Source organism: Kribbella antibiotica (assembly GCF_004349055.1).
In the GTDB taxonomy this organism is placed as follows: Bacteria; Actinomycetota; Actinomycetes; order Propionibacteriales; family Kribbellaceae; genus Kribbella; species Kribbella antibiotica.
In genome coordinates, this window is the sequence record NZ_SMKX01000068.1 from 15,074 (window position 1) to 40,490 (window position 25,417).

Genomic DNA, 25,417 nt, shown 5'->3' on the forward strand with positions numbered 1-25,417 from the left:
CTTACACCCGGCATCATCGGCAACGAGTCCAGCAGTCGAGGGGTTACGGCCCTTTGCCTACCCGGACAGGTGTCGAGGTCCGCATCCGCGAGACCGACCTGACCGATCCGACCTGCGGACTGCGCGCCGGACTGGTCGACGTCGCTCTGACCCGTGGGCTCGTCGTCCCGCACCGTAAGCCAAACATCCCGGGCCTAGGCCGGCGCTCTAAAGGGACGAGTCAGGCGCCCAGGCAGGGTCGTCCCAGGGGGCTGGGGGCCTGGAGGTACGCAATTGCCTCCAGAGCGGCACGGCGCTCGTTCCCGGTGGGGGCATCGAGACCTGGGGGGCGGGCTGGCCGTTGGTGATGATGTTCTGCTCGAATCCGGCCGGGGTGAGCATGTTGTAGACACGGCCGACTTCGGATTCGACGCGGAAGCCGTGGCGGACCTTGGGCGGCAGGTAGATGTAGCTGCCGGGTCCGGCCGGGATCTCCTCGTCTCCGACGGTGAACACGAAATCACCTTCGAGGATGAAGAACGCCTCTTCCTCCTTGTCGTGGACGTGCGGTGGGGCGACGAGTCCTTGCGGACACAGTTCCTCGAACGTGCAGGACCGGCCGTCGGTCTGGCTGCCGTCGGCGAGCACTCTCCAGTACGTGCCGACGTTCCAGTAGGCCGGGGACTGGTCCGGCGCCCAGACATAGGGGCGGGCGGTGCCGGCGCTGTGGGGGAAATTGGTCATGACGGTCCCTTTGGTCTTTAGTGCATGGGGGAATGGATGACGGAGTCGACGGTGATGGTCAGCAGGAGCCGGGTCTGGCCCGGGCCGCCGTACGAGGCGTAGGGGTGGCCTGTGTACTTCTGCGCGAGGTGTTCGATGCTCTCGGCGGCGCCGTCGGTCGTGGCGTTGGTGACGCGTCCCCGTACGGAGAAGTAGCGGGAGGTGTCGTCCGGGTCGGCGATGCTGACGGCCACACGGGGGTCGCGTTGAACGTTTTTGGTTTTGCGGTAGCCCTCGACGGTGTTGATGAGGATGTGTTCACCATCGGTGTCGACCCAGGTCAGGGTGAGCTGAGGCGAGCCGTCCGGCATGGTGGTGGCGATGAAGCAGGGGCTGGGCCGGTTCAGCAGTTTGAGGAGTTCGCCGGGCAGGGGTGTCATGAGGTATTGCCCTTCCTGGGGGGAAGCTGTCGGTAGGAGGTGCCGATGCCGGCGGTGCGCTCAGCGCAAGGAACGGAAGGTGGTCCGGACTTCGTCAACGAAGAGTGCCGGTTGTTCCAGGGCCGCGAAGTGCCCGCCCACCTCAAGCTCGTTGAAGTGGACGACGTTGCTGTAGCGGCGTTCCACCCAGCGCTGGGACTTCCGGACGTGCTCCTCCGGGAACATGCTGAATCCGGTAGGCAGTGTGATCGGTGCGGCGGCATTCGGCGCGGAGGGCCGTGCCGACCGTGCCATTTCCCAGTAGGTCCGCGCAGAGGATGTCCCGGTGTTGGGAAGCCAATAGAGCATGATGTCGTCGAGCAGTTCGTCCAGGGTGAAAGATGCTTCCGCGTCCCCCGGCGTGCCGCAGGTGTCCTGGAACATCGCGTAGATCCAGGCAGCCAGGCCGATGGGGGACTCCGCGAGGGAGTAGCCAATGGTCTGAGGGCGGGTTGCCTGCTCCTTGGCGTAGCCCGAGAGGTTCTCCCAGAAGTAGGCGGCGCTGTCGAGCATTGCCTGCTCGTGCTCGGTGGCGTCCCGGATCTCGTCGGGCGTTGGCGGGAACATGGCGAAGTTGAGGTGCAGCCCGACGCATCCGTCGGGGGCCTTGCGGCCGATCTCGTCGGTGACCGCGCATCCGAGGTCGCCGCCCTGGGCGCCCCATCGCCGGTAGCCGAGCCGGTCCATCAGCGTGATCCAGGCATCGGCGACCCGGGGGAATCCCCAGCCGGGTTCCGTCGGCCGGTCGGAGAACCCGAATCCCGGCAGCGACGGCACCACGAGATGGAAGGCGTCCCGCGGGTCACCGCCGTGGGACGCGGGATCGGTCAGTGGGCCGATGACCTTGTGGAAATCGAGGACGGAGCTGGGCCATCCGTGGGTCATGACCAGCGGGAGGGCGTCCGGCTCAGGCGAGCGCACATGGAGGAAGTGAATGCCCAGACCATCGATGATGGTGCGTGACTGGCCGAAGCAGTTGAGGGTCTTCTCGCACCGCCGCCAGTCGTAGGTGTTGAGCCAGTAGTCGTGCAGCGCGCGGAGCTTCGCCAGCTGGGGTCCCTGACTGGTGTCCAGAACGGTCTCTGGATCGGGCCACCGGGTGCGGGAGAGCCGCTCACGCAGGTCGGTCAGCTGTTCCTCCGGCACGGACAGGGTGAAGGGTTCGATGAGTTCGGACATGGGGCGTGCTCCTTACCGGGCGATACCGCGCCGACTGCGACGCGGGCGGATTCAAGGGGGCGGAATCCGGTGATTCAGAGGGTGTCGGGCAGACGGGTCCGTTCATCGGTGACAATCTCGGGCACCGCGTCCAGCACCTCCTGGAGCCAGGCGATCTCGGCGCGCAGCCTGTGCGCACTGTGACTGACCGCTAGTGCCTCGCTCACCGTCAGGTAGCCGCCGTCGATGGCGTTGGCGTTCAGCGCCTCGGTGTCCGAGAGCATGGAGGCGAGTTCATCCAGCCGGGATGCGATCACCGTGTCGAGCTCGTCCAGCTTTTCCGGGTCCAGGCGGGTGAGGGCCAGGTCGAACGGGTCCGGCTTCATCCAGATGTGGCGCAGACTCTCGGATTGGAGTTCCTTGAGACGCAGCCGCCCTTCACCGGTGATGCCGTACACCTGACGCTCGGGCAGATTGCCCTCCTTCTCGGTCCTGACCTCTTCGAGCAAGCCCTCAGCCAGCAGGCGCTTGATCGCCTGGTACAGGCTGCCCACGGACACGTCCGTCCACAGGTGCAGATGTTCCCGCTCGGCCTGGAGGCGCACCCTATGCCCGTGCATCTCGCCGTTCCTCGCGAACGTGTCGAGGATGAACAACCTGATCGATGACATACGACTACTATTGCATGAGTACTCATTCATAGGCAACCGGCCGATGTGCTGAACATCGGCTCCGGGAGCGACCGCGTAGAGGTCACGAACGGGATTCATCGCCGAGCTCACCGCCGCGACTGAACAGTGAGCGATTTCCAGCATCCCGATGCTGACCACAAGTTGGACGCCCTGCGCAACGACAAAACTCCCGCCAGAGGTCAGCAGGCAGGCCAGGACGGGAGCGGCCGGGACCGCCGCATAGTGGTTGCGAAACGGTTGATCCCAGCCGTCACAGGTGACACGTGGTCGCTCAGCACGCCGACGGCTGGACGACATTCCCAGGCACCGCGCCGGAAGACGAATTCCGGGCGGCAACCGTCCCGGGACGAGGATCCACGATGGACCGCGAACACCCTTGGAACCCGGCGAGCATCGCGCCGCCGATCGGCAAGTACAGCCATCTCCGACCGGGCAGCTCGTCTTCATCTCCGGGCAGGTCGGGAATCTCCCCACCGGGGAGATCTTCGATGATCCGTACTTGCAGGCTGAGCAGATCTTCGCCAACTTCACCGCGCTGTCGTCAGAGCTCGCCGCCGGAGCCGACCGGATCGTGCGGCCGCTCACCTTCGTGGCCGGTTCCGAGAACCTTCCTGCCTTCTACCAGGCACGAGACGCCACCTATGCGCGATGGTTCCCTGACGGTGTCTACCCCGGGCACTCGCTCGCGGTCGTATCAGCGCCGGCCGATCCTCGCCTTCGCTTCGAGATCGAGGGCTACGTTCGCCTCACCACAGGCTGACTCCCCGGCTCCTGGGTCCTCACGGGCCGGGAAGCGCCCAGAACAGCTGAGTCGTCAGCCCCCGTCTTGAGCTGTCCGAACGGGGAGCAGGGCGACCAGGGCCTCATCGATCATCTTGTTCAACTCCGCTCCGCTCACGATCTTGTCGGGTTCGCTTCGCGCAAGCTGGAGCAAGCCGAGGTAGGCCGCGTAGGCGAGTTGCGCCCGCCGGCGAGCCTGCGCTCTGGGCATTCCCAGCTCCCGATAGGCGTCAGCGATCAGTTGGACGCGTGACTCGTTCACGCGGTGCACGGCAGCGCGAACCGTCTCGTCATCCATCTCGGCGAGCAGGGAAAGGTGGGGTGAGGGACGGGCACTCTGACTGAAGGCGATGGCGCCGACGAGGACTTGGCGCAGCCTCTCCTTGGGGTCCGAGATCGCGGCGAACTCGGCCAGTCCTTCTGCCCCGTGCGATCTCTCCCAGTTGCGCAGCGCCGCATCCACGAGCTCGCGGCGGTTGCGGAAGTGTGCGTAGAAACTGCCCTTGGTGACCCCTAGGACCCTTGCTAGGGGCTCAACAGCAACGGCTCTGAGTCCTCCTGTCGCGATCGCCTCGAGCGCCGCGGCCTCCCAGTCCTGTACCGAGAGACGCGGAGATCGCGGCTGTTCCACCTCTGCCATGTTCGTGAGGATACTGCACCGTATTGACAGGAATCGGCGCCACCGGATAAACATACGGCACAGTATCCATACGCCACCGTACTCATGAGGGGCCATGAAGAAGCTTGCCGACGATCTGTACCTGCTTCGCGGCTTCCCGCCGCACGCCATCAACGTGTTCCTGATGGGCGACGTGGTCGTCGACTCGGGCACCCGGCACGCAGCGGGGCGCATCCTGCGCCAGCTGAAGGGGCGACCGGTCACCGCCCATGCCATCACTCACGCCCATGCCGACCACCAGGGCTCTAGTCACGTCATCTGCGAGGAGCTCGGGCTTCCGCTGTTGTGTGGGGCCGGGGACGCCGACGCGATGGAGGAGGGGAGCATTGCCGATCTTGCCCCGGTCAATGTGGTGACGCGATGGCAGACGCGGCACTGGGCCGGACCGGCGCACCTGGTCACGACGCGACTTCGCGAAGGCGACATGGTGGGTGGCTTCACCGTCCTCGAGACACCAGGCCACACCCCCGGACACGTCGTGTTCTGGCGGGAGGCCGACCGGGTTGCGCTCGTGGGTGACGTCCTCAACCGGCGCCCCTCGCTGGCCGGATCCGGACTTCAGGAACCCCCAGCGGGGTTCACGATCGACCGTGCCCGCAATCGGGAAGCGATCAGAAGGCTCGCCGACCTGTCACCGAGTCTCCTGTGTTTCGCGCACGGCAAGCCACTGCGCAACACCTACCAGCTCGACACTCTGGTCAAGCGCCTGGACCGCAAGGCCGCGGGCAAGATCCGATGAGGACCGTCCACCAGTGGCGCAGCCATGACGGGCTGCTGCTCCAGCAGCACACCTGGCCTGCCGATGGCCACACAAAGGCAACGGTGATGATCATCCACGGGCTGGGGGACCACGGTGGCCGCTACCACCGCGTGGCCGAGCAGCTCGCCTCGCAGGGCTGGGCAGTCACCGCTCTCGACCAACGCGGCCACGGCGCATCCCACGGACCGCGGGCGAACGCGCACGTCAGGGACCATCTCAAGGACACCGGCGCGGCGGTCACAGCGCTGCGTCGTACCCAGCCCGGGCACCCGCTCTTCCTCCTGGGCCACAGCTGGGGCGGGATGCTGGCCCTCGCCTACGCGCTCCAGAACCAGGCCAGTCTCGACGGGCTCGTCCTGTGCAGCACCGCAGCACGGCCGACGCCGACCTCCGCTACGACAATGGCACTGGGCCGGCTCCTGGCCAAGACAGCACCTGGGACGGGAACCCGCCGGTTACCGCTGCACCAGACGACGCGGGACCCGCAGGCACTGGCCGACTTCTACGCCGACCCACTGGTGTTTCGGCACCGAGTCCGCGCCCGGATGGGCTTCGAGTCCCTGGTCACCATGAATGAGACCAGACAGAAGCTCTCGGCACTGCTGACGCCGACGCTGCTTCTCCATGGCACCGCCGACCGGATTGCACCGGTGGAGTACAGCAAGCACTTGTACAACGCGCTGACCTCCACCGACCGCACGCTCAAGCTGTACGACGGTCTGCATCATCAACTGTTCAACGAACCCGAACGTGAGACCGTCCTCGACGACCTCACGACCTGGCTGAGCTCCCGCATCTGACACAAGCCGCCGGGGACCGGTGGTGTCCGTTCTCATCCGATCTGACGCAGATCGGAGGGGCCGCACGGCACCGTCTTGAGGTCGGTCAGCACAATGGCGAGCGTGTCCGGGGTAGCGGCACGATCAACAGCGCTCGCGAAGGCCTGGATCTTGAGTTCCACGGTCGTAGAGAGGTCCTTGCGTACCTCATGGCGATCACCGTACTGGGTGTCGCCTGCCGAAACAGAGTGACCGGCTACTTGTTCCCGTCGGTCCGCACGCTGCGCCGTGGCGAACCATCTCGCCGCGACGAACCATCCTGGTGATCGTGCGCACCGTGACGGCCTGGAACAGGAGCGGAGTCGCGGCAAGCATCGGATCATCCTTCAGCACGCGATTGGTAGCGTTGCGTCATCAACACCAGACACCGGCTCAGCCGAGGCCGGAGGCTTGCTGGAAGGGCCTTCCTGGGGCCAGGAACGGAGAATCGGTCGGCCCGAGAGGTTCGTCGACGCCTCCGCTCGTGTACATGTCCTCGTCGAAGATCCAGTAGAGCAGGTCTCGCAGGTCCGGCGGCCAGAGAGTGATTCCTGCGCCGCCGACGTACTCGCGGTAGTTCTTGCGGGCAATCTGCAGCAGGAGCGGTACGAGATCCATTCCGCTCGGGCGACCGGCCACCGCCGCGGTCGTAGCAGCAGTAATGAGGTCCGCGAGTTGGAGATGCGGTACGTGATGAGAAGCGGCGGTCAGCACCGGAAGGATGACCTTGCCGGGTGCCGTGTAGGCGGTGCCGTCGTTCGTGACCGCGAGGGTGTTCGCGAGCCATCGTGATTCCTCGGCCGACCCGCCGCCGGGCTTGTCCGCGATCATGACTGCGCCGTCCGCGTCCAGATCCCAGGCGACCTTGTCATAGGTCCACTTGAGCAATTCCTGACCAACGTCGACGACGGCCCGTTCCTTGTAGACACGGCCGTGGTCGAGCACATGAACCACCGAGGTGATCTGGCGGGCAATTGCGGCCTCGAGAACGCTGCGGCGAAGCTCGGTGACAAGCAAGCCTCCGGCTCCCGCGAGGAACGACCCTTTGGGCGGTTTCCACTTGAGCTCTTCCTCTGCAGGCACCCCTAGTCGATCCTTGATCGCCGAAAGGTCAGCGGCGAACCCTGCGACCTGCGCACTCGGAACAATCACCGCGCCCAGCGCCACCAACTCCCCCAGGTGGCACCGGGCCGGGTCGCGCTGCATGCTGTCGTCGAGGAAGATCAACTTCATGGCTGTCCCCCTACCAGGTGGTGATGGCTTTGATCAGGCGCGTACAGGTGGGCAGATCGGCCGGTCCTGTCTCACGAGTCGCGCTCGACAGCGGCTCGGGCAATCCTGATCAGGGTCGCGGTCGCGTCCGGCGGGAACGCCTCTGAGTCCAGGACGGCGAGCGCCTCGGCGTACCGGGCGGCGATCATCGACTCGACCTCGGCGTCCGCGCCCGTCGCACGAATAACCTCGATGATCTCGGCGGCCCCGTCGTCGTCGAGCGCAGAGTCACCGAGCCTGCGCTCGAGAATGTCGCGTTGGCCGGGGTTGGCACGCCGGGCGGCGAGAGCCATCAGCACGGTGTGCTTCCCTTCCTGGAGGTCGCCCAGGACCGGCTTGCCGGTCAGCGCCGGGTCACCGAAGATGCCGAGCAGATCGTCGCGAAGCTGAAATGCGTCGCCCAACGGCAAGGCGAAGCGGCTGAGGCCGGCCAAGAGATCGGGCCCGGCACCTGTCAGCGCGGCTCCGATCTGCAACGGTCGCTCAACGGTGTACTTCGCCGTCTTGTAGCGGATCACGGTCAGCGGCGTCCGCTCGTCCTCGAGTGGCTGGAGCACGCTCAGCAGGTCGAGGTACTGGCCATGATGCATCTCCTCGCGCATGGCGTCGACGATGGTTGCGACAATGGCGCGGCGATCAGCCGGGACATCGGCGGTCATGAAGAGTTCGTGCGACCACGTGAGCGCCATGTCACCGATCAGGATGGCCGCGCTGACCCCCAGATGCCGCGGGTCGGGCGAGTTCGCAAACTGACGGGCCAACGCTTCGTGCACGGCCGGTTGCGAGCGCCGGATCGCACTGTTGTCGATCACATCGTCATGAATCAGAGCGAACGCCTGGTACATCTCCAACGCGGCTGCTGTTCGGATGACCGATTCCGGGATGCCACGCCCGCCCGCTGCCTGCCAGCCGGCAACACACAGCAACGGCCGAAGCCGCTTGCCACCCGAGGCGATGAAGCCCTGCAGAACTGCCGGCATCTGAGGCGCAAGCCCGTCTGTACGGGCATCGGCGGTCTTGCGGGTCAGGAAGGTATTCAGGCAGGCCTCGACTCGCTCGCGCGTCGAGGCGAAGTTCTTCGACGGCGCCGCCGGAGTCAGCGTGGTCATTCACGATCCGTTCGTTCGAGGGAAGATCCGGGTATGCGCCGCGATCACGTCCGATCCATGATTGGCGTCAGTGATCGCGAAACAGCCCAGCCAGTCCGGGCGCTGACCACGGTAGAACGGCGCAGCCAGCTCTTCGATGAGCTCCGGGCTGCCGAGGTTGTAGGCGTACAGGAAGACCAGCGGCGTAATGAACAGGCGCGTCGCCAGTGCCGCATCTCCAGTGGCGAGCTCCTCCAGTACGACGTACTCCTCGATGCAGGTGAGTCCGAACCCTCCGAGGTCCTGAGGCGCGCTCAGATGCAAGAAGTCCTCGCGCGTCTTGGACATGAAGCCGAAGTACGGGGATCCCAGGACGATCACGTCCTTGGCTGGCATCAGGTCGAGCTGATGACCGATCGGCAGGGCGTACTCCCGCGCGAAGGTCCGCGCTCGCGACTGCCAGTGCCTGGCCAGTGGACAAGAGGGACGAATCGAGCTCGACGAACGGCTCACCCAAATCCATCGCGTCCGCCTCCCCTGCCATCCACGGAACTACTGAAAGTAGTCGGAACGCAACAGATCCGGAAGGTTCTTCTTGCCGATGACCCCCATCATCAGAATCAATACCTCGGCCCCTCGATGGTCACTTCACCGGAAGAACCCGCGCATAGACCGGCAGAGCCACCGCGGCGACCACGAGATGCATGAGCATCAGAGCAATCGCGCCGGAGACAGATATCTCGGGAATGAAGCTCGTTGCCATCAGCACCAGAACCGGGATCCTCGACAGGAGGAGCCCCGCCGGCACGAGGACCCGGAGGGTCGCGCCCGGGCGCGTGGCGCGCCTCACCGCTACCGACCATCCAGCGAATCCTGCGATGACACCGAGCGCGGTGAACGCTGCGAACACCGGCAGCGTCAAGGGCCGGAAGCCCGCACTGGCACCGAAGGCAATCGCACCTTGGCCGACCACGAAGTTCACTCCGGTCGTCGCCAGAGCCGCGCCGGCGGGAGGACACTCTCCAACCTCGGCTACGGCCACCTCGGCGCCTACACCCGCCATGTCAAGGATCAGACGAACCTGCCGCTCTCGCTCCGTGCCCACACCTGTGTCAGCGACCCGCTGGTCAGCTGGCTCGTTCCGACGGCCCTCAGCTACGGTCGAGATCACAAGGGCATGCCGAGTTGGACCAAGGTCGTAGGTCGCCTCGCGATCCTTCTCGATCAACCGGATCACCCCGCCTGGCACGACAGCTACGCGGCGCGTGCACTACACGAGTGGCCGTCCACCGTCCCATCAGTGTCGCAGCTAACCGCGCAGCTCCTCACGGACCCGAGCAGCCTCCCTGAGCCCACACTCCAATGGCTCAGTGCACACTTTCTTTACTGCGCCGCGCCCCCTTATAGCCCCGACTTCAACGGGGAGTGAGCACGGTCACCAGGAGCTTGTTGTCATTCGTCACGCAACTGGAGTTGCGTGGCGACGCAGGCAGTCAGCGCCCGCTCCAGCACGTCGGTGTCTGACATGACGCTCGGCGGCAAGCTCAATGTCTACATCCTCGACATCTCAGGCCCGTCAAAGTGATCGGTGGGTGCTACGCGGCAAAGTGCTCTTGGACTTCGCGGTGGCGGAACTGGGTTCTTGTTCCGGACATGCGAAGCAGGCCGGCGTCGTAGGCCCAGTCGAGAAACTCCGGAAGACGGCGAGGGAGGTCGTCGGCTCTGGAGCGAGCGAAGACGTACAACAGGTACTGCGGGTACCAGGCCGTGACGCCGGACACGGCGAAGCTGGCGACGACCCCGAACACGAATCCGGAGACCACGGTGATGAGCGGCGAGCCCAGCTTCATCAGGCCGAACATCCCGGAGATCGCGAGTGCTGACAGAAGCGCGGATGTGACGGCGTGACGGTGTGGCTCGCTGGGTTTCGTCGCGGAGTTGTGGATGACCGTGATCCCGTTAAAGAGCCCGATGCACAAGCCGGCCAGGGCGCCAAACAGCAAACCTGCTGTCAAGCCGAAGCCCAGGAGCCCGGCGAGGACACGCAGGATCTGCAGGGGCTCGGTTGGCCGGTCGTTGGTTGCCAGACCGAAGCCGAGCATGGCGATCATTCCCCAGCTCGGCCCAGCCTTGATCCCTGCCAACACGGCAGATCTCAGGCCACGCGACGTACGGCGTGAACCGGTCTGCCGGAGATCGGTCCTTCCCGGACGAAACGGCCGTCTGGACACCGCGAGATGCAGGATGCGACCAAACAGAATTGCCCAGCCAAGGGTCACGAGCGACCCTCCCGGTACGGGTGTGCCGGCCAGCATGGCTTTGAGGCCGACGTAGGAGGCTCCAAACATGATCGGGAGCAGAAGGATGAATGCTAGATGTCGGAACCTTCGGCCGGGCGTGCTGCCGTGACATTGCCACAGATCGTTGAGGGCGAAGTCCGAGGTCGACCCCTGTGCGCCGGTAAGGCTGGACAGGTGTCCGCTCAGCGTTTGCATCCAGCGTTCGACCTGAGCCGCCGTGTAGCGGGAACCATCCTTGCGGGGATATAGCTCTGTCACCGCTACGGTGAGCTGTCCGAAGAGATGCGCGTCCAGCTCGTCGGCCGGCAGTTCGCAGAGCTGTCTCGGGGCGGCCGTCGGATTCCGGTAGACGGTGAGCGCCAGGTAGAGGCGCAGTGGCGATGACAGGCATCTGGCTAGGCGCCCTCGTGGATGTGCGCGGATCTTGGCGAGAACCGGTCGCCAGCGCTTGCGGTCCGCGGCCCTCGGAAGACGATGCTCCAACCAGGCAATGACTTGGGCGCCGTCCAAAGGCTGCAGGGTGACGGCCGTGGCATCTTGCAACGCCTGGCCGACGACACCTTCGGTGATCTCGCGGTACCTCCTGGTCCGGCATGTCACGATGACCGGGCCTGCATCCAGATTGAGTGCCGCCAGAACATCCCGTGCACGGCCTGGAGAGCTGCTTTCGGCATCCAGCTCATCGAGCCCGTCCAGTATTGGGAGGATCCAGCCACCGGTGAGCAGCGCACTCGCAACCGTCGGCTCGACGTTGTAGGTCGAGACGAGCTCACCCGAGATCCAGCGGTCGAGCTCACGACGCAACTCCGCGCTCGATTCGCCGGTGGCTGTGAACGCCGGGAGACTCATCCGCAGCGGAACTCGCAGCTGTAAGCCAGCTGGGGCAATCCGTAAGGCCGCGATCTGGTCGAGGAGGAGGCGCAGAGCCACGACGGTCTTCCCGGAGCCCGCCTCTCCGAGCACGACCAGGCGACCGACCGTCAGGGAACCGTAGTAGGCCTTGATGGTTGACAGTGTGCCTGTCTGTTCACCCCCGTCGCATCGCCACTCCACCAGCGACTCGTCGACCTGGGCGTAGCCGACGTTGGCCGGCAGCGGCTCACCTGTGTCGCCGAGGAGCTGAGCGAGAGCTCTGGCCTCGGTCGTCGAAACCACTGCAGCCAGCGCTCGCGCCTTCTCGGCGAGGATGGTCTCGTTGATGACGGGCGGTCGTCCTCTGAACCCGGCCAGAGCAGTAGCGAGGCTGACCGTCAGGCCGAGCACGGTCGCAACGTCGGCGCCGTCCGACATTGCCGTCCGCCTCAACAACCACACCATCATCAGTACGACGAGCGCGGCGCTGCCTGCGCTGGCGAGGAGAGCTGACCGATAGGTCCACCGACGCCTACCCACTCTCTGCCCCCATACGATCACCCTAAGTGTTGCGGCGGGGAATCTAGCAAGTAGCAGCGTCGGTTTGCTCGCTGTCCGGGAAGAGCTCGGCGACGACGAAGTGCTCCGTCGGCCGTTCCAAGCGTCCACACCGGTTGTTTGCCGTCGTGGACGAAGTCATTTCGGATCTGGCGGCCCGCATCGAGGGTCGAACAGACCTCGGGGGGACAGGATGCCCCTCTCCTGCGTGGCAGTGATCAGTTCTTTGAACGACCCCGGTTGCTCCAGCCGTAGCTTCAACGCCGTCTCGACGGCGTTGATCGCCCAGGCGCACGAGGTCGCAATGAATTCGTACACGTAGAAGCCGTGTGCGAACATCTCACGCGACGTCTTCAACAACATCGCCGGACCTTCCGGTGTGGTAGCTGTGACGGGCCAGGTCTCCGTCTGCTTCTGGAAGCGACGGAATGTCGCCGGCACCGGCCTGCCCTGGGAATCCAGACCCCCGATGAAGAGCCGCATGCGCTCATCAGGTGTCGGCCCAGCGTGTTCGCCAAGGTCGGCACCTGGCGGAGTCCACAGCGTCATGACTAGAGGCTAGGGCTGGACGTGCCGTATGGCCTAACACTTCTTGGCCGTGGCTCGACGCGCCCGGTAGGCGGCTGGGCGGCAACTGGCGGAGCAGTACGTCGGTGGCCGACCGGTATCGCTAGGCGCGAGCTGCGGAATCTCTTACCGGCAAGCGATTCTGCGCATCAGCGACAATCACCGATCAGCTTCGGCTGCAAATCAGTCATTGCGGAGTTCGCCGAGTGGACGGGGCGCAGGCTCTAGATAAGTCGTCAAGGTACGCGTTGGGCCTCGGCCATCAGGTAGGAACATCTTACTCGGAGGCGGGTCCCGACAGTCTGCGTCCCCGAGCTTCTGGGCCTGCCATCGTTGGCGAGCCGGCTGCGGCGCGATCCAGTCGAAGCCGGGCGCATCGGTGACAGGGACTCACGGTTTTACTCATTGGATTGAGCGGCATACGGCGGTCAGTTGTGGCCAACGACAGTCACTCTCCATTGGAGAGTGACCAAGTCAGCGACAACTTCCGAGCATCGCCGAGGGACAACAGCAACCCTGGTCCGGTAAAGCAGTGGTTAGGAGTTCGAGTCCCGACCCTTCGGCGCACAGATCCGGAACCAGGCATCCTCTCCGACGGCCAGGGCCTGGGTCTCCACCCGCTCTGACACGGACAACCTCCCGTCCGACAGCCAGTGCAGTGTCGTGCGAGGCGAGATCCGGGCGGGAGAGATCCCGTTCATTATGGGGAGCAAGTCGCATACTGGCGCGATTGGAGAATGAAGATGGCTCGAGTTGAGTGGTCGGCGCTCAGCGGTGAAGAGGTCGAGACGGTCCTCGCCAACCTGATGTACAACTGGAACGAACACGCGCTGCGGATTCGCCCGTCGCAAGGCGACTTCGGCATCGATGTCATCGTGCCGACGAGCCACACACCCGCTCGGTGGGACGTTTACCAGGTCAAGAAGTTCGCAACCAATCTGGATACGAACCAGAAGGCCCAGATCGACAAGTCATTTCGCCGTGTCCTGATTGCACTGGTGCGTGGGAAAGTGCCCCTCAACGACTGGTACCTGGTGACGCCGCTGGATCCCACGTTGAACAATCTGCAGGACTGGTTCGAGGAGACCCCGGCTCGGGCTGTTGAAGCGCTCGCCGAGGACAGCGATCTGGAGGTCACAGCCGCCGAGCTGGACACGATCAACGAATGGCTCGAAGCACCGGACCGGATCATCGCCTGGAAGGGGCTCAACTTCTGCGAGACTCTCGCGGGGGATTATCCAAGGGTCATCGACTACTACCTGCACGGCGGCCGCGACCGCTTGCGAGATGCGGTAGCGGATCTTGCCGCCCTGCTCCGGGTGGACTCCGCTCTCCGAGTTCACGACTCCGCTGCGCCCGGCGAAGGATCGGCTGCAGTCCTCGAGCCAGGCGACATCCGTGACCATCTCTCACGACTGGATCGGGTCCTCGATACGGATCCCCACTTTCGCTACGGCTACAGCCTCGACCTCAGACCGCCTGATCTGCACTCCGAGCCGCGGCTGGTCGCCGCGACACAAGAACAGATCTCCGATGATCGATGGCTGACGGTCAAGATCTACGCACGGTCGCCACAGTCGCTGGAAGAACGTCCAATCCCGATGAAACTCGAGTTCAGCTTCGAGGACGACGACGAGGACCGGGCCGCCTTCGAGACTTGGCGCAAGTACGGCAAGCCCTTTGAAGGCGCCGCTTCGTTCAGCGTCCGACTTCCAGGTGGCTTGAGCACGGACGGCGAGGTCGGACGTATTCGGCTATCGCCGGCTGCAGTCGAGGGAGCGGTACATCGCAGGCGTCTGCGCATCGTCGATCCAGATGGCACGAGCCTGGCTGAGCTGACATTCACGATGTCATCGGCTACCGGTTTGGACAGGACTGGTAGCTGGGGCCAGGGCTCCGACGAGTCCGGCGTGCTGAGCGCCGAATTCTTGCTGGACGGCACCGCGCTAAGCGGCACCTGCAACTTCACGCTTGCGCCGGTGGCAGGCCTGGATGCGCGGAAGGTCCTTCCGGCACTCCGATTCGCAGCTGCCCTCACCACCCCGAATACCCTCCAGGCCTCCACTGAGTACGGCCCGTTCCGTGACTTCTCCGCGATCCCCGCCGGCGATCCACTCGCTGAGCCCGCGCTTGCTGGTTTCGTGGAAGACCTCGACACAATCCAGACAGTCACAAATGTCCCTGTGCAGGTACCTGATGTCGAGATATTGAGCTCCGAAGACATCCGCCAGATTCGCCGGGCAGCCTCGCTGATCCGCGGCAAGACGTCGGTCGGCAGCTGGACCGACTTGACGTTCGAAAAGCATGAAGAGATCGCCCTCAACCCGGGCGACCACTACCAGATTTCACTGTTCGAACCGCTATCCGCGCCCATCAACAGCACGACCCTGCCCCTCGGCTACATGGATCGAACCGCCTTGTCGGCGCAAGTCGATTCAGTCGACGGCAACACGGTCCGCATCGTTCCGCACTCGAGTGATGCCGTCTACTCCAACTTCGCTCCAGAGCTTCCAGCAGAACTCAACGGACAGAGGGCCGTCCGCTTCCGCCCGGCAGAGGAACCACAAGTCACGGTAGACACGGCCGAATGACAACCTGACCGGCCCTCACCAGAGGGCATCATGCCCTGCTCCGGCCAGAGGACACCTCTTTACGCACCTCAATCAGCGCGAGAGGATGAGCAGCAATGACAACTACTGAGCACCTGTTCATCACCAGCTCCGTTACCAGCAAGGGTTTCTACTCATCTTCGGCAACCCGTGATCAACCTGGGCTGCAAATCAGCGGGTTCGGGGTTTGAGCGCCTGACGGCTGCCGAGGCAGCGAGGGGCTACGCCGCTGGACGTTCGAATCGGGTCATGCCCTCGGTTGCGACAAGGAATACCCATCGGCTGAACTCCACCATCAGCCATAGGTGCGTGACGCCGACGGGTAGCGGCGGGCTAGTCGGCGGCATGACGTCCCGGAGGGCGAGAGCCGAGAAGACTGAATACGGCAAGGCCGTCATGCCGCAGACCAGAAAGAGATGCCGTTCTGTCTGCCCCGACCTCACCAGCTTCGCGACGTGACGCTGAACGTTCTCCAGACCCAGAAGGTCCTGGAAGACCTCACCGAATTCATTCAGGGTCTCGCTGGTTCCTCCGCCGATCGAGCCAGGCGTGACGTTGAATGGAACTTCGCGGCCGTCGCTCACCTTGGGCAGATCAGGTGATCCGTACATGTCGACGGACGACCGCATCAACCAGTTGATGTCCGAGTTCGCTGGCCACAACTCGTAGGCGTACCTGGGCTCCCGAATTCCGGCGGCTTCACAGGCCAGGATGATTCGCTCACACCGGGCGTCCAACTCCGGCAAGTCGCGTGGGTCGCCGACGGTTGCCGACCAAGTCCAGTTACCTGGGTTGGGCAGGGCTTTGTTCTCCAGGAGACTGTTGAGTTGCCGGGCACGCGGCATCGCCTCGGACGTCACCTCCAGTGCGGCCTCACGGCCGTCGGGGTACCGCAGCAGGAAGTCGACCGCGCCCTGACGTCCGCAACAGTCGCGCTGTTCGGCTGTGACGCCGCCGCCCAGGAGCACCGGGACCAAGTGGTAGGCAGCCCGTTCAGCTGAATCACTGAGGTCCGGCTCGTGTGGAGGCGAGCACCCTTCCGTACGCACCTCTCAATGGTGCCACGATGCTCCAGCAAGTACCGCCAATTTCTCCCTGGGCGGCCGATCACCGCTAGCCGCGCACAGAAACCTCCCCAGTCCAGACGTTGAGCGCCGTCGACTCGGTGATTGGGAGGTAGGCGGTGGCGTATGCGAAGGATCAGTGGACACGGGCGGTTACACAGGCGGACGGAAAGGTCACGCGGGAGCGGAATGACGCCCGGTGGGGGCGGGGGAAGCGGTGGTTGGGGGTTTGGATCGACCCTCGGGGAGCTGAGCGGTCTAAGGCTTTCGCGACGAAGACAGAGGCGTTGCGGTATGCGTCGGGGAAGGAGACGGATAGAGATCGGGGGGACTACCTGGATCCGAATGCTGGGAAGGTTCGGCTCGAGGAGATCTGGGCGCGGTGGATCAAGTCTCGGACGATCGACCCGGCCAGCGCGATTCAGTACGAGTCTAAGTGGCGGCTTCATGTTGCGCCGACTTTTGGGAAGCGGATGGTCAAGAGCATCTTGCCGTCCGAGATTGCGGTGTGGCTGACAGACTTGATGACGACATACGGGCCGTCGACGGCTCGTAGTGCGTTTCTGGTGCTGAACGGGTGTCTCGAGCTTGCGGCGGCCGATGAGCTCATCAAGCGGAACCCGGGGCAGTCGAAGGTCGTGAAGAAGCCGCCGAGGCGGTTTTCGCAGGTCGTTGCCTGGGCGGACGAGACAGTCGAGCAGATCATCGCGGCTCACCCAGAGCGGTACCGGCTCATCCCGACCATTGGGTCGGCTGCGGGGCTGCGTCAGGGTGAGCTGTTCGGGCTGGCGCTTGAGGACTTCGACTTCGACGAAGGCGTGATCAGAGTCCGGCGGCAGATCAAGCGACTCGGGCAAGAGTGGATCTATGCACTGCCGAAGAACGACAAAGAGCGCATCGTTCCGATGTCACCGCGCCTGGCCGAGTTAGTCAAGGAACACATCAAGACGTTCGGTACGACGAACATCACTCTGCCGTGGGAGCAAGTCGACGGCGAACTACGGACGCATGCGCTTCTCTTCACCTGGGGTGACGACAGGGCGCTCCGGGCCGATCTGTACAACCTGCTGGTCTGGAAGCCGGCGATCGTCGCTGCGGGCGTCATCCCGCCACCGGCCAAGGACAAGCGAGGCCGGAAGCACTACCAAGCTGACTACACAGCCGGCATGCATGCTCTACGCCACTACTTCGCCAGCATCACCCTCGCCGACGGAGTCAACATCAAAGAGCTCTCCGAGTATCTCGGTCACTACGATCCGGGCTTCACTCTGCAGATGTACACGCATATGCTTCCCTCGTCCCACGACCGGGCCCGTCAGGCCGTGGACCGTCGGCTCGAGCGACTTGGTTTGCGGCTGACGGAGCAGCGACGGAGCAGGCCCGAAATCGTGGCTGGCTACGAGGAACCCGAGCTGGGTCCGGAGCTGGTCTGATGATTCCTGCAGCCAGCTCCGGATCCCTTTGTCTACAAGGCTATTTCAGCTCGGCCGACGTTTTGCCGAGGAGACGGCGGGCGACGATGAGTTGCTGGATCTGCTGGGTTCCTTCGAAGATGTCGAGGATTTTGCTGTCGCGGGACCACTTCTCGAGGAGGTGGTTCTCGGAGTAGCCGAGGGTGCCGGTGAGTTCTACGCAGCGGAGGGTGACGTCGTTGGCGGTGCGGCCGGCTTTGGCTTTGGCGATCGAGGCTTCCAGCGAGTTGGGGCGGCCGTTGTCGGCCATCCAGGCGGCTTGAAGGGCCAGGAGGTGGGAGGCTTCCCAGTCGGCTTCTAGTTGAAGGTAGGTGGCTGCGGCTGCCGGCTGGAGGTGGGTGGGGCGGTCGTAGTTGATTTCTACGCCGGCCTCGGAGAGGAGGTCTCTGGTTAGTTCCAGGGACGCTCTTGCTACGCCTACGGCCATGGCGGCTACCAGGGGGCGGGTGTTGTCGAAGGTCTGCATGACGCCGCCGAAGCCTTTGGCGGGGTCGATGTCCGGGGAGCCGAGGAGGTTGGCGGCCGGGACTCGGGCGTTTTCGAAGCGGATGGTGGCGGTGTCGGAGGCGCGGATGCCGAGTTTGTGTTCGAGGCGTTCGACGGTGACGCCGGGGGTGTCCTTTCCGACGACGAAGGACTTGATCGCGGCGCGGCCGGCATCCTTGTCGAGGGTGGCCCAGACGACGATCGCGTCGCAGCGGCCGCCGGCGGTGACGAAGATCTTCTCGCCGTTGATGACGTAGTCGTCGCCGTCCTGGCGGGCGGTCGTGCGGATGTTGGCGGAGTCGGAGCCGCACTCGGGTTCGGTGATGGCCATGGCCGCCCAGACACCGTCGAAGCGGCGGAGCTGCTCGTCGGAGGCGACCGAGGCGATGGCGGAGTTGCCCAGGCCCTGGCGCGGCATCGAGAGCAGCAGACCGACGTCGCCCCACGACATCTCCATGATGGAGAGGACCGAGGAGAGGTTCGAGCCGTTCTTCACACCCTTGTCTTCGTTGCCTTCAGTACGGCGAACTCCAGCGGCACCGGCTCCCGAACTGGTGCCTGAGGCCCCTAATCCGTCGACCATGGCGGCGAGCATGTCGAGCTCGACCGGATACTCGTGCTCGGCAAGGTCGTAGCGGCGCGAGTTCGGCCGGAGCATCTCGGCGGCGACCTGGTGCGCCTGGTTGACGAAGGCCCGGAACTTGCGGGGCGTCTCGAGGTTGATCATCAGACCAGTACCACGCCTTCCATGATGCCGATGGCCCGCAGGTCGCGGTACCAGCGTTCGACCGGGTGTTCCTTCACGAAGCCGTGCCCACCGAGGAGCTGTACGCCGTCGGTGCCGATCTGCATGCCCTTGTCGGCGCAGAGGCGGCGGGCGAGGGCGACCTCGCGGGCGAACGAAAGTCCTTGCTCTGCTCGCGATCCGGCCCGATACGTCACCAGGCGCATGCCTTCGAGCTCGATCGCGATATTCGCGACCATGAAGGCGACCGACTGGCGATGACTGATCGGCTCACCGAACGCGGTGCGCTCATTCACGTACGGCGTCACATAGTCGAGCACGGCCTTCGCCGTACCGAGGGAAAGCGCGCACCAGCTGAGTCGGGAGAGCCGGACGCACTCGATGTAGTCGTCGAAGGTGCCCAGCTGAACAGCCGGTACGTCGTCCAGGATCACGCGACTGAGGGATGCGGCGCGGAGGCCCATCGACGGCTCGGCCTCGATCGTGATGCCGGGGTGGCCGGACTCGACCAGGAAGAGTGCCGGGCCGCCGTTCTCGAGCTGGGCGGCGATGACGAAGAGCTCGGCCTCGGCGCCGCGCGGGACCAGCGACTTCACGCCGGTCAGCTTGCCGCCGACCACTCGGGTCTTGAGGTCGAACGGGTCGAAGAGCGGGCGCGGTTCCAGGATCGCGAGCGCTGCGGCGGCAACCGAGTCGCCGGTGAACGCCGGGAGATACGTCGCCTGCTGGGTCTCGTCGCCCCACAGGGAGATCGCCGTACTGACTGCGGCCGGGGCGAGGCACGCGACAGCCTGACCCATGTCGCCGTGCGAGAGCGCTTCCGCGACGAGTACGCCGGTCATCGCGGAGCGTTCGGTGACGATGCCGCCGAGCTCCTCGGGGACCTCGATCAGGCTCAGTCCGAGGTCGGCAGAGGCGGTCAGCACCTTCGGCTCGGTCACGCACTCGCTGTCCGCGACTGCGGCGGCCGGGCGCAGCACCTCGGCGGCGAACTCGCGAACCACCTCGACGACCGTCTGCTGGTCCTCGGTCGGCGTCAGGTCGAACTTGCCGGTCCCCCGCGCGGCCGGCAACCGCGACGGTTTCGTCAGCTTCGACGCGGCCGAGAAACTCCGGGAGAGCGCTCCCGCGGTCCGGAAACCGCTCTTGGTCGCCTCGAACACGACCCGCTCGGTCTGCTTGCGCCAGCCGAACCGGTCGATCGTGCGCGACTTGGCCAGCCGGTTCAGCCAGGCGACCCCGACCCCGATGACATCGCGTCGCCGCTCACGCCCACGCGTCCGCTCCAGAAGGCTCATACCGTCACTGTAAACCGAAGTTACAACCCGAGTCACGTGACCCAGCCCACACGCCAGCTCCTGGGGGTGTGAACAGGAGCTGGTGGGCGTGAACAAGGCATTACCTGTGCAAGCCCACGACCCGGAGTGCACGCCCCCGACTGGTGGCGCGGATTTACGGGGTTACGGCGGCGGCTTTGGCGGTGAGGTAGCGCTGCTCGGGGAGGCTGGTGGTGCGGCGGGCGGCGGACAGGTAGAGGGCGTGGGCCGTCGCCAGGTTGCCGGCGCGTTCGTGGAGGTGCGCGCGGACCGCGTCCAGGCGGTGGGACTCGACGAGGTTCTTATCGTCGTCGAGAGTGGCAAGCAGGTCGAGGCCCGCCTGGGGACCGTCGACCTGGGAGAGAGCGATTGCGCGGTTCAGGGTGACCATCGGATTCGGGGCCAGCTTCTCGAGGATCAGGTAGAGCGCGTGGATCTGCGGCCAGTCGGTGGCGTCGGCGCTCGGCGCCTCGGCATGTACGGCGGCGATCGCGGCCTGCAGTTGGTACGGGCCGACGCCGCCACGCGACATGGTCGCCAGGATGAGCGCGGCGCCTTCGGAGATCTGGTCGTGATCCCAGAGAGCGCGATCTTGTTCGTCGATCGGGATCAGCGAACCGTCGGCGGTCGCGCGTGCAGCTCGGCGGGAATCGGTCAGCAGCATCAGCGCAAGCAGACCCGCAACCTCGCCGTCATCGGGCAGAGCAGCACTCAGCATCCGGGTCAGCCGGATGGCCTCGGCGGTCAGCTCGACGCGCTGCAACGATTCGCCGGAGCTCGCCGTGTAGCCCTCGTTGAAGATCAGGTAGAGCACCTGCCGTACGACGCGAACCCGATCCGCGAGCTCCTCGGCCGGCGGCAGCTCGAACCGGCTCCCGGCGTTCTTGATGCTCTTCTTCGCCCGACTGATCCGCGGGGCCATCGTTGCCTCGGGCACCATGAACGCGTGCGCAATCTCGGCCGTGGTGAGGCCGCCGACCGCGCGCAGGGTGAGCGCGACCTGCGAGGCCGGCGTCACCGCCGGATGGCAGCACAGCAGGAGCAACGTGAGCGTGTCGTCGCCCTCCGGCGCGTCCAGAGAATCTGCAGCCGGAGCGACTTCGGGACCGGCCATTGCGGCGACCGAGTCCTCACGCCGGCGCCGCGAACTCTCACTGCGGAACTGATCCGTCAGCCGCCGCGTCGCGACCGTGATCAGCCAGCCCCGCGGGTTCGCCGGTATGCCGTCCGCCGGCCACTGGGTCGCCGCCGCCAGCAATGCCTCCTGGACGGCGTCCTCGCACAGGTCGAACTGTCCGTAGCGACGAGTCAGGAACCCGAGCACCTGCGGAGTCAACTCACGCAGCAACTCCTCCACACCGGCCATCTCATCCCCTCGTGGGGTCACCGGCACCGGGCGTCAAGAGACCGGTCTCCAGGGTTTGCAGGAGGATGGCAGGCGCGGCGTACCGGGTGAACTCACCTTCGGCCACCGCTTCACAGGCGATGTAGACCGACCACCACAGCATTCGGTTGATCCAGGCCGGTGGGAGCGACTGGGCGAAGACACCCTCGGCGTGACCGCGGGCGATCAGACCCTCCAGCGGCTTGCCGGCCTGATCCAGGCGGGCGAAGAAGTCTTTGACCCAGGGCGCCTGCTCGGGACTACCGAGGCTCGGCTCGTTGAACAGGAAGAACAGCCGCGGCCCGAGCTCGAACCAGCCGGCGATCAGCCGCTGAAAAGCGAGCCGCGGCGGACCAGTTCCCAGATCGGCTTCGTCGACAGTCCGCTCGACCAGCTCCAGCAGGTCGTCGGCCATGGCCCGGATCAGCGCCTCACGATCCGGGAAGTACCGGTGCAGCGTGCTCCGCGCGACCTTCGCCTCGATCGCGATCTCCCCGAGCGACGCGTTGCGCTGCCGTCCGAACGCCAGTACCGCGGCCTCGATGATCGCCCGCCGGGTCCGGCTCCGAGTCCCCGATTCGGACTCGCTGGTGCTGTCTGCCATGAGCAGCACTGTAGCTCGATCAGTCTGCGATGTTTATTTTTAGGACATCAATGTCCCATTAAGCTACTCTCGTGCTTCAGACGAGGGGAGAATCAGATGAGGTCCGAGCGGTGGCAGAACCTGCGGATGCTGTGGTCGTTCGTCCGGCCGCACCGGCAGACATTGCTGATCGGGTTGGCGCTAGGACTCGGTACGACGGCAGCCGCGCTGGCGACGCCGATGGTGTCGAAGTCGGTGCTGGACGGATTGGCCGCCGCCAACCCGATCGCACCGACCGTGATGCTGCTGGTCGGGCTGCTGATCGTGAGCTCGGGACTGGGGCTCGTGCAGTGGATCCTGCTCGGGCGGATGGGCGAGCGCGTCGTACTGGACGCGCGGAGTTCGATGGTGCGGCGGCTGCTCCGGGTGCGCGTCGGTGAATTGGCCGCCCGCTCGCCCGGCGAGCTGGTCACCCGCGTTACCTCGGACACCGTTCTGCTGCGGGAGGCTGCGGCATCGAGCCTGGTGCAGTTGGTGAACGGTGTGATCTCGCTGGTCGGCGCCTTGATTCTGATGGCACTGCTCGACGGGGTGCTCCTGGCAACGACTCTGGGTGCGCTCGTGGTGGTCGGCGTGATCGTGGCTTTGCTGATGCCGCCGATGGCCAGAGCTCAGGAGCAGGCCCAGGGCGCGGTAGGTCGGCTCGGGGGTGCGCTGGAGGGCGCGTTGCGGGCGATCCGGACCGTGAAAGCGAGCCGCGCCGAGACCCGGGAGAGCGATCGCGTCATCACCGAGGCGGCCGAGTCCGCGCGGCAGAGCGTGCGCGCCGTGCGGTACCAGGCGGTTGCGATGACCGTAGCGGGTTTCGGGATCGGCTTGGCGACGCTGCTGATCCTCGGCCTCGGCGCGTGGCGGGTCAGTTCGGGTCTGCTGGCGGTCTCCAGCCTGGTCGCGTTCCTGCTGTACACGTTCCAGTTGATGGAGCCGGTGACCTCGCTGACCACGACGGTGAGCGCGCTTCAGTCCGGGATCGCGGCGGCAACGCGGATCCGCGAGATCGACGCGCTCGAACTCGAGGCCGAGGACGCCGGCGGCGAACGTCGTACGAGCGGGGATCTGGCCCGATCAGCACTCAGCTTCGAGGGCGTGACCGCCCGGTATGCGCCGGGTTCGGCACCGGCCTTGTCCGACGTGAGTCTGGAGATTCCACGGATCGGGCACACCGCCATCGTCGGCCCGTCCGGTGCGGGCAAGACCACGATGTTCTCGCTGCTGCTGCGCTTCCTGAACCCCGACAGCGGCCGGCTCGTGCTGGATGGGATACCGCTGGACGAGTGGTCTCTCGAGGACTTGCGGCGCCGGATCGTGTACGTCGAACAGGACACACCTCTGGTCCCAGGAACGCTTCGGGAGAACCTTCTCTACACCCACCAGGATGCTGACGAGGAGACGCTGTGGGAGGCGTTGCGCGCGGTTCGGCTCGACGAGCGGGTCCGGGCGCTTCCCGACGGGCTCGACACGTCCCTGTCCACCGCGGTCATCTCCGGCGGCGAGCGACAACGGATAGCGCTGTCTCGCGCTCTGGTGAGTACGCCGGAGATCCTGCTGCTCGACGAAGCTACCGCTCAACTCGACGGACTGACCGAGGCCGCCGTCCACGAAGTGATCGACCGGGTCGCGCAGACCGGTGCCGTCCTCACGATCGCGCACCGGCTGTCGACGGTCATCGACGCCGACCAGATCGTCGTACTGGAGTCCGGAACGATCCGGGCCCGGGGCAAGCATCACGAATTGCTGGCCACCGACGACCTGTACCGCGACCTGATCGCGGCGCTCCGGATCGCGACTCAGGTCGCGTAGGCGCCCAGCAGGCGACGGTACGCCGACGGGTTGCTCAGCAGGTCGGTGTTGTCGGCGAACTGGTCCACCGTGCCGATCGACGGCAACGTCCGCAGCCCGGAGTCTTGCACTGTCGCCAGACAAGCTTCGGCGAACCGCTCGGCGCCGAGCACCAGCGCCGGCCGCTCGTGGAACGGTCGCGGGCTCGCGTCGATGGCCGGCGTGATCGCCAGCGCGTTGTGCCGCTCCCCCAGCAGCCGGTACGCGGTCGTCAACGCTTGTTCGCGAGCCGGAAGGTTGTCCGCGGCAAGTACATCGGCCAGGACGCGGTCGAGCCCATCCGGGTGCTTGAGCCCGGCGAACGCCGTACCGAACCATTTCGAGTACGGCGCGTAGACCCGCGACTGCAGGAGCGCCAGCCGCATCAGGTCGCGCACGAGTCGAGCTGCCAGGACTCGTGATCCCAGGTCGTCGCCAACCTCGTGGGTGCGTTGGACGAAGGGTTCTTCTTGGCCGATGCGGGCCCACTGGCAGCCGAGCGACCAGCGCCAGATGTCGTCCGGATACCAGTCGAGTTGCTGGCGAATCTGCGCGAGCCGGCCGTCATCGGCGTACACGGGTCCGGCGACGACTCCCAGCAGCTTCTGCTGCGGCGTGATCAACCAGTCGGCTGTGCTGATCCCGGCCGAGGCGTCGAAGCCGAGCAGGTCGACAAGCCAGTCGCCGAGCGTCGTCACCGTGATGTGGTGGATCGGCTCCTGGGTATCCCAGCCGATCCGCACCGGATGCCCGTCGTACGTGTCGGGGAGCGCTCTCTCAACTGCGTCCCGCACGGGAGCTGGGTCGTCCACGAAGATCTGCAGCCGCGGCCCCCAGCCGTGATCCATCGACCGCTCGGTGTCGTAGCCGAGGACATCTGATCCCCAGCCGAGCAGTCCGGCCGCATGCGGTACGGCGACTACCGGCCGAATCACGTCGTCATAGAACGCCGCGCTGAGCTCCCGAGCCGATCTGAATCCAGTCACCAGGCACATCCTTCAGGCGAACACCTATCCGGTCCACCGGTTTACCGAGGGAGCCGGACCGCCCCCACTCACAGTGAGAATGGTTGGCGTGGTCCCGCAGCGGTCTTCCTGACTCACCCACTCACTGACTTCGGGTCTTCAATTGGATCTGTCGGTCGACTCGCTGCGGGACCACGTCTGCACCCACCC

24 protein-coding genes are annotated in these 25,417 nt (G+C 65.4%); 6 read left to right on the plus strand and 18 right to left on the minus strand.

What is annotated here, in order from left to right; translation table 11 throughout:
* Positions 1-207 precede the first annotated feature (207 nt).
* The 4 genes from E1263_RS22545 to E1263_RS22560 all read right to left on the minus strand — a co-directional run bounded on the left by E1263_RS22545 (position 208) and on the right by E1263_RS22560 (position 3,328).
* On the minus strand, positions 208-723 hold the full coding sequence (locus tag E1263_RS22545) for a cupin domain-containing protein (protein ID WP_132170527.1): 516 nt from the start codon (positions 721-723) through the stop codon (positions 208-210).
* Between the two features lie 17 nt (positions 724-740).
* Positions 741-1,142 (minus strand): PPOX class F420-dependent oxidoreductase, encoded by a 402-nt coding sequence (locus E1263_RS22550; RefSeq protein WP_132170529.1) that lies wholly within the window; start codon positions 1,140-1,142, stop codon positions 741-743.
* A gap of 60 nt (positions 1,143-1,202) precedes the next feature.
* Positions 1,203-2,360, minus strand: a complete 1,158-nt coding sequence (locus tag E1263_RS22555; RefSeq protein WP_132170531.1) for an epoxide hydrolase family protein — start codon at positions 2,358-2,360, stop codon at positions 1,203-1,205.
* Between the two features lie 74 nt (positions 2,361-2,434).
* Entirely contained in the window at positions 2,435-3,328 is an 894-nt protein-coding gene (locus tag E1263_RS22560) for a PadR family transcriptional regulator (RefSeq protein ID WP_165956720.1), read from the minus strand.
* 79 nt (positions 3,329-3,407) lie between these two features.
* On the opposite strand from E1263_RS22560, the gene E1263_RS22565 reads away from it, so the two are divergent.
* Positions 3,408-3,791 carry a RidA family protein gene (locus E1263_RS22565; protein WP_165956721.1) on the plus strand — a complete coding sequence of 128 codons (384 nt, stop codon included), beginning with the start codon at positions 3,408-3,410 and terminating at the stop codon, positions 3,789-3,791.
* A 54-nt stretch (positions 3,792-3,845) separates the two neighbouring features.
* On the opposite strand, the gene E1263_RS22570 is transcribed toward E1263_RS22565, so the two are convergent.
* Complete coding sequence (locus E1263_RS22570) at positions 3,846-4,451, minus strand: TetR/AcrR family transcriptional regulator (protein ID WP_202869000.1); 606 nt, start codon at positions 4,449-4,451, stop codon at positions 3,846-3,848.
* A 94-nt stretch (positions 4,452-4,545) separates the two neighbouring features.
* On the opposite strand from E1263_RS22570, the gene E1263_RS22575 reads away from it, so the two are divergent.
* On the plus strand, positions 4,546-5,229 hold the full coding sequence (locus tag E1263_RS22575; protein ID WP_132170537.1) for an MBL fold metallo-hydrolase: 684 nt from the start codon (positions 4,546-4,548) through the stop codon (positions 5,227-5,229).
* Positions 5,226-6,050, plus strand: a complete 825-nt coding sequence (locus E1263_RS22580; protein ID WP_132170539.1) for an alpha/beta hydrolase — start codon at positions 5,226-5,228, stop codon at positions 6,048-6,050. Before E1263_RS22575 ends, E1263_RS22580 begins: the two co-directional genes overlap by 4 nt.
* 32 nt (positions 6,051-6,082) lie before the next feature.
* Here the strand turns inward: E1263_RS22580 and E1263_RS44080 are convergent, their stop codons facing one another.
* The 7 genes from E1263_RS44080 to E1263_RS22610 all read right to left on the minus strand — a co-directional run bounded on the left by E1263_RS44080 (position 6,083) and on the right by E1263_RS22610 (position 12,687).
* Complete coding sequence (locus tag E1263_RS44080) at positions 6,083-6,211, minus strand: hypothetical protein (RefSeq protein WP_272949684.1); 129 nt, start codon at positions 6,209-6,211, stop codon at positions 6,083-6,085.
* A gap of 250 nt (positions 6,212-6,461) precedes the next feature.
* Positions 6,462-7,301 (minus strand): DUF3800 domain-containing protein, encoded by an 840-nt coding sequence (locus E1263_RS22585; RefSeq protein WP_132170541.1) that lies wholly within the window; start codon positions 7,299-7,301, stop codon positions 6,462-6,464.
* A gap of 71 nt (positions 7,302-7,372) precedes the next feature.
* Complete coding sequence (locus tag E1263_RS22590) at positions 7,373-8,449, minus strand: polyprenyl synthetase family protein (RefSeq protein ID WP_132170543.1); 1,077 nt, start codon at positions 8,447-8,449, stop codon at positions 7,373-7,375.
* The gene (locus E1263_RS22595; RefSeq protein ID WP_165956722.1) at positions 8,450-8,941 is read right to left on the minus strand and encodes an acyl-CoA dehydrogenase family protein; all 492 of its coding nucleotides are present in this window, start codon (positions 8,939-8,941) and stop codon (positions 8,450-8,452) included.
* Positions 8,942-9,071: 130 nt separating this feature from the next.
* Positions 9,072-9,656: a hypothetical protein gene (locus E1263_RS22600; RefSeq protein WP_165956723.1), complete on the minus strand. Its 585-nt coding sequence runs from the start codon at positions 9,654-9,656 to the stop codon at positions 9,072-9,074.
* A 367-nt stretch (positions 9,657-10,023) separates the two neighbouring features.
* Positions 10,024-12,120 (minus strand): NACHT domain-containing protein, encoded by a 2,097-nt coding sequence (locus tag E1263_RS22605; RefSeq protein WP_132170549.1) that lies wholly within the window; start codon positions 12,118-12,120, stop codon positions 10,024-10,026.
* A gap of 156 nt (positions 12,121-12,276) precedes the next feature.
* Complete coding sequence (locus E1263_RS22610; RefSeq protein ID WP_132170551.1) at positions 12,277-12,687, minus strand: hypothetical protein; 411 nt, start codon at positions 12,685-12,687, stop codon at positions 12,277-12,279.
* Between the two features lie 824 nt (positions 12,688-13,511).
* Between E1263_RS22610 and E1263_RS22615 the strand changes: the two genes are divergently transcribed.
* Entirely contained in the window at positions 13,512-15,296 is a 1,785-nt protein-coding gene (locus E1263_RS22615) for a hypothetical protein (RefSeq protein ID WP_132170553.1), read from the plus strand.
* A 239-nt stretch (positions 15,297-15,535) separates the two neighbouring features.
* Here E1263_RS22615 and E1263_RS22620 read toward each other — a convergent pair whose 3' ends face one another.
* The gene (locus tag E1263_RS22620; protein WP_132170555.1) at positions 15,536-16,363 is read right to left on the minus strand and encodes a hypothetical protein; all 828 of its coding nucleotides are present in this window, start codon (positions 16,361-16,363) and stop codon (positions 15,536-15,538) included.
* Between the two features lie 488 nt (positions 16,364-16,851).
* On the opposite strand from E1263_RS22620, the gene E1263_RS22625 reads away from it, so the two are divergent.
* A complete protein-coding gene (locus E1263_RS22625; RefSeq protein WP_132170557.1) occupies positions 16,852-17,811 on the plus strand; it encodes a tyrosine-type recombinase/integrase in 960 nt (319 codons plus the stop codon).
* Between the two features lie 40 nt (positions 17,812-17,851).
* Here E1263_RS22625 and E1263_RS22630 read toward each other — a convergent pair whose 3' ends face one another.
* From E1263_RS22630 to E1263_RS22645, 4 genes are all read right to left on the minus strand, one after another.
* Complete coding sequence (locus E1263_RS22630) at positions 17,852-19,063, minus strand: acyl-CoA dehydrogenase family protein (protein WP_132170559.1); 1,212 nt, start codon at positions 19,061-19,063, stop codon at positions 17,852-17,854.
* Positions 19,063-20,379: an acyl-CoA dehydrogenase family protein gene (locus tag E1263_RS22635; RefSeq protein ID WP_132170561.1), complete on the minus strand. Its 1,317-nt coding sequence runs from the start codon at positions 20,377-20,379 to the stop codon at positions 19,063-19,065. Before E1263_RS22635 ends, E1263_RS22630 begins: the two co-directional genes overlap by 1 nt.
* A 154-nt stretch (positions 20,380-20,533) precedes the next feature.
* On the minus strand, positions 20,534-21,763 hold the full coding sequence (locus tag E1263_RS22640) for an RNA polymerase sigma factor (protein ID WP_132170563.1): 1,230 nt from the start codon (positions 21,761-21,763) through the stop codon (positions 20,534-20,536).
* Between the two features lies 1 nt (position 21,764).
* The gene (locus tag E1263_RS22645; RefSeq protein ID WP_132170565.1) at positions 21,765-22,385 is read right to left on the minus strand and encodes a TetR/AcrR family transcriptional regulator; all 621 of its coding nucleotides are present in this window, start codon (positions 22,383-22,385) and stop codon (positions 21,765-21,767) included.
* A gap of 96 nt (positions 22,386-22,481) precedes the next feature.
* On the opposite strand from E1263_RS22645, the gene E1263_RS22650 reads away from it, so the two are divergent.
* The gene (locus tag E1263_RS22650) at positions 22,482-24,224 is read left to right on the plus strand and encodes an ABC transporter ATP-binding protein (protein ID WP_132170567.1); all 1,743 of its coding nucleotides are present in this window, start codon (positions 22,482-22,484) and stop codon (positions 24,222-24,224) included.
* Here the strand turns inward: E1263_RS22650 and E1263_RS22655 are convergent.
* Positions 24,212-25,237, minus strand: coding sequence for a DUF4037 domain-containing protein (locus E1263_RS22655; RefSeq protein ID WP_132170569.1), 1,026 nt, complete (start codon positions 25,235-25,237; stop codon positions 24,212-24,214). The genes E1263_RS22650 and E1263_RS22655 overlap by 13 nt on opposite strands.
* Between the last annotated feature and the right edge of the window lie 180 nt (positions 25,238-25,417).

What these genes read in the sequence shown, in the direction of transcription:
- E1263_RS22560 (WP_165956720.1), bottom strand. Translation starts at nt 3,328, where the DNA reads ATGTCGTCCAGCCGTCGGCGTGCTGAGCGACCACGTGTCACCTGTGAC.
- E1263_RS22585 (WP_132170541.1), bottom strand. Translation starts at nt 7,301, where the DNA reads ATGAAGTTGATCTTCCTCGACGACAGCATGCAGCGCGACCCGGCCCGG.
- E1263_RS22640 (WP_132170563.1), bottom strand. Translation starts at nt 21,763, where the DNA reads ATGGCCGGTGTGGAGGAGTTGCTGCGTGAGTTGACTCCGCAGGTGCTC.
- E1263_RS22615 (WP_132170553.1), top strand. Translation starts at nt 13,512, where the DNA reads ATGTACAACTGGAACGAACACGCGCTGCGGATTCGCCCGTCGCAAGGC.
- E1263_RS22630 (WP_132170559.1), bottom strand. Translation starts at nt 19,063, where the DNA reads ATGATCAACCTCGAGACGCCCCGCAAGTTCCGGGCCTTCGTCAACCAG.
- E1263_RS22550 (WP_132170529.1), bottom strand. Translation starts at nt 1,142, where the DNA reads ATGACACCCCTGCCCGGCGAACTCCTCAAACTGCTGAACCGGCCCAGC.
- E1263_RS22645 (WP_132170565.1), bottom strand. Translation starts at nt 22,385, where the DNA reads ATGGCAGACAGCACCAGCGAGTCCGAATCGGGGACTCGGAGCCGGACC.
- E1263_RS22555 (WP_132170531.1), bottom strand. Translation starts at nt 2,360, where the DNA reads ATGTCCGAACTCATCGAACCCTTCACCCTGTCCGTGCCGGAGGAACAG.
- E1263_RS22610 (WP_132170551.1), bottom strand. Translation starts at nt 12,687, where the DNA reads ATGACGCTGTGGACTCCGCCAGGTGCCGACCTTGGCGAACACGCTGGG.
- E1263_RS22580 (WP_132170539.1), top strand. Translation starts at nt 5,226, where the DNA reads ATGAGGACCGTCCACCAGTGGCGCAGCCATGACGGGCTGCTGCTCCAG.
- E1263_RS22575 (WP_132170537.1), top strand. Translation starts at nt 4,546, where the DNA reads ATGAAGAAGCTTGCCGACGATCTGTACCTGCTTCGCGGCTTCCCGCCG.
- E1263_RS22625 (WP_132170557.1), top strand. Translation starts at nt 16,852, where the DNA reads ATGGTCAAGAGCATCTTGCCGTCCGAGATTGCGGTGTGGCTGACAGAC.
- E1263_RS22655 (WP_132170569.1), bottom strand. Translation starts at nt 25,237, where the DNA reads ATGTGCCTGGTGACTGGATTCAGATCGGCTCGGGAGCTCAGCGCGGCG.
- E1263_RS22570 (WP_202869000.1), bottom strand. Translation starts at nt 4,451, where the DNA reads ATGGCAGAGGTGGAACAGCCGCGATCTCCGCGTCTCTCGGTACAGGAC.
- E1263_RS22590 (WP_132170543.1), bottom strand. Translation starts at nt 8,449, where the DNA reads ATGACCACGCTGACTCCGGCGGCGCCGTCGAAGAACTTCGCCTCGACG.
- E1263_RS22635 (WP_132170561.1), bottom strand. Translation starts at nt 20,379, where the DNA reads ATGAGCCTTCTGGAGCGGACGCGTGGGCGTGAGCGGCGACGCGATGTC.
- E1263_RS22650 (WP_132170567.1), top strand. Translation starts at nt 22,482, where the DNA reads ATGAGGTCCGAGCGGTGGCAGAACCTGCGGATGCTGTGGTCGTTCGTC.
- E1263_RS22545 (WP_132170527.1), bottom strand. Translation starts at nt 723, where the DNA reads ATGACCAATTTCCCCCACAGCGCCGGCACCGCCCGCCCCTATGTCTGG.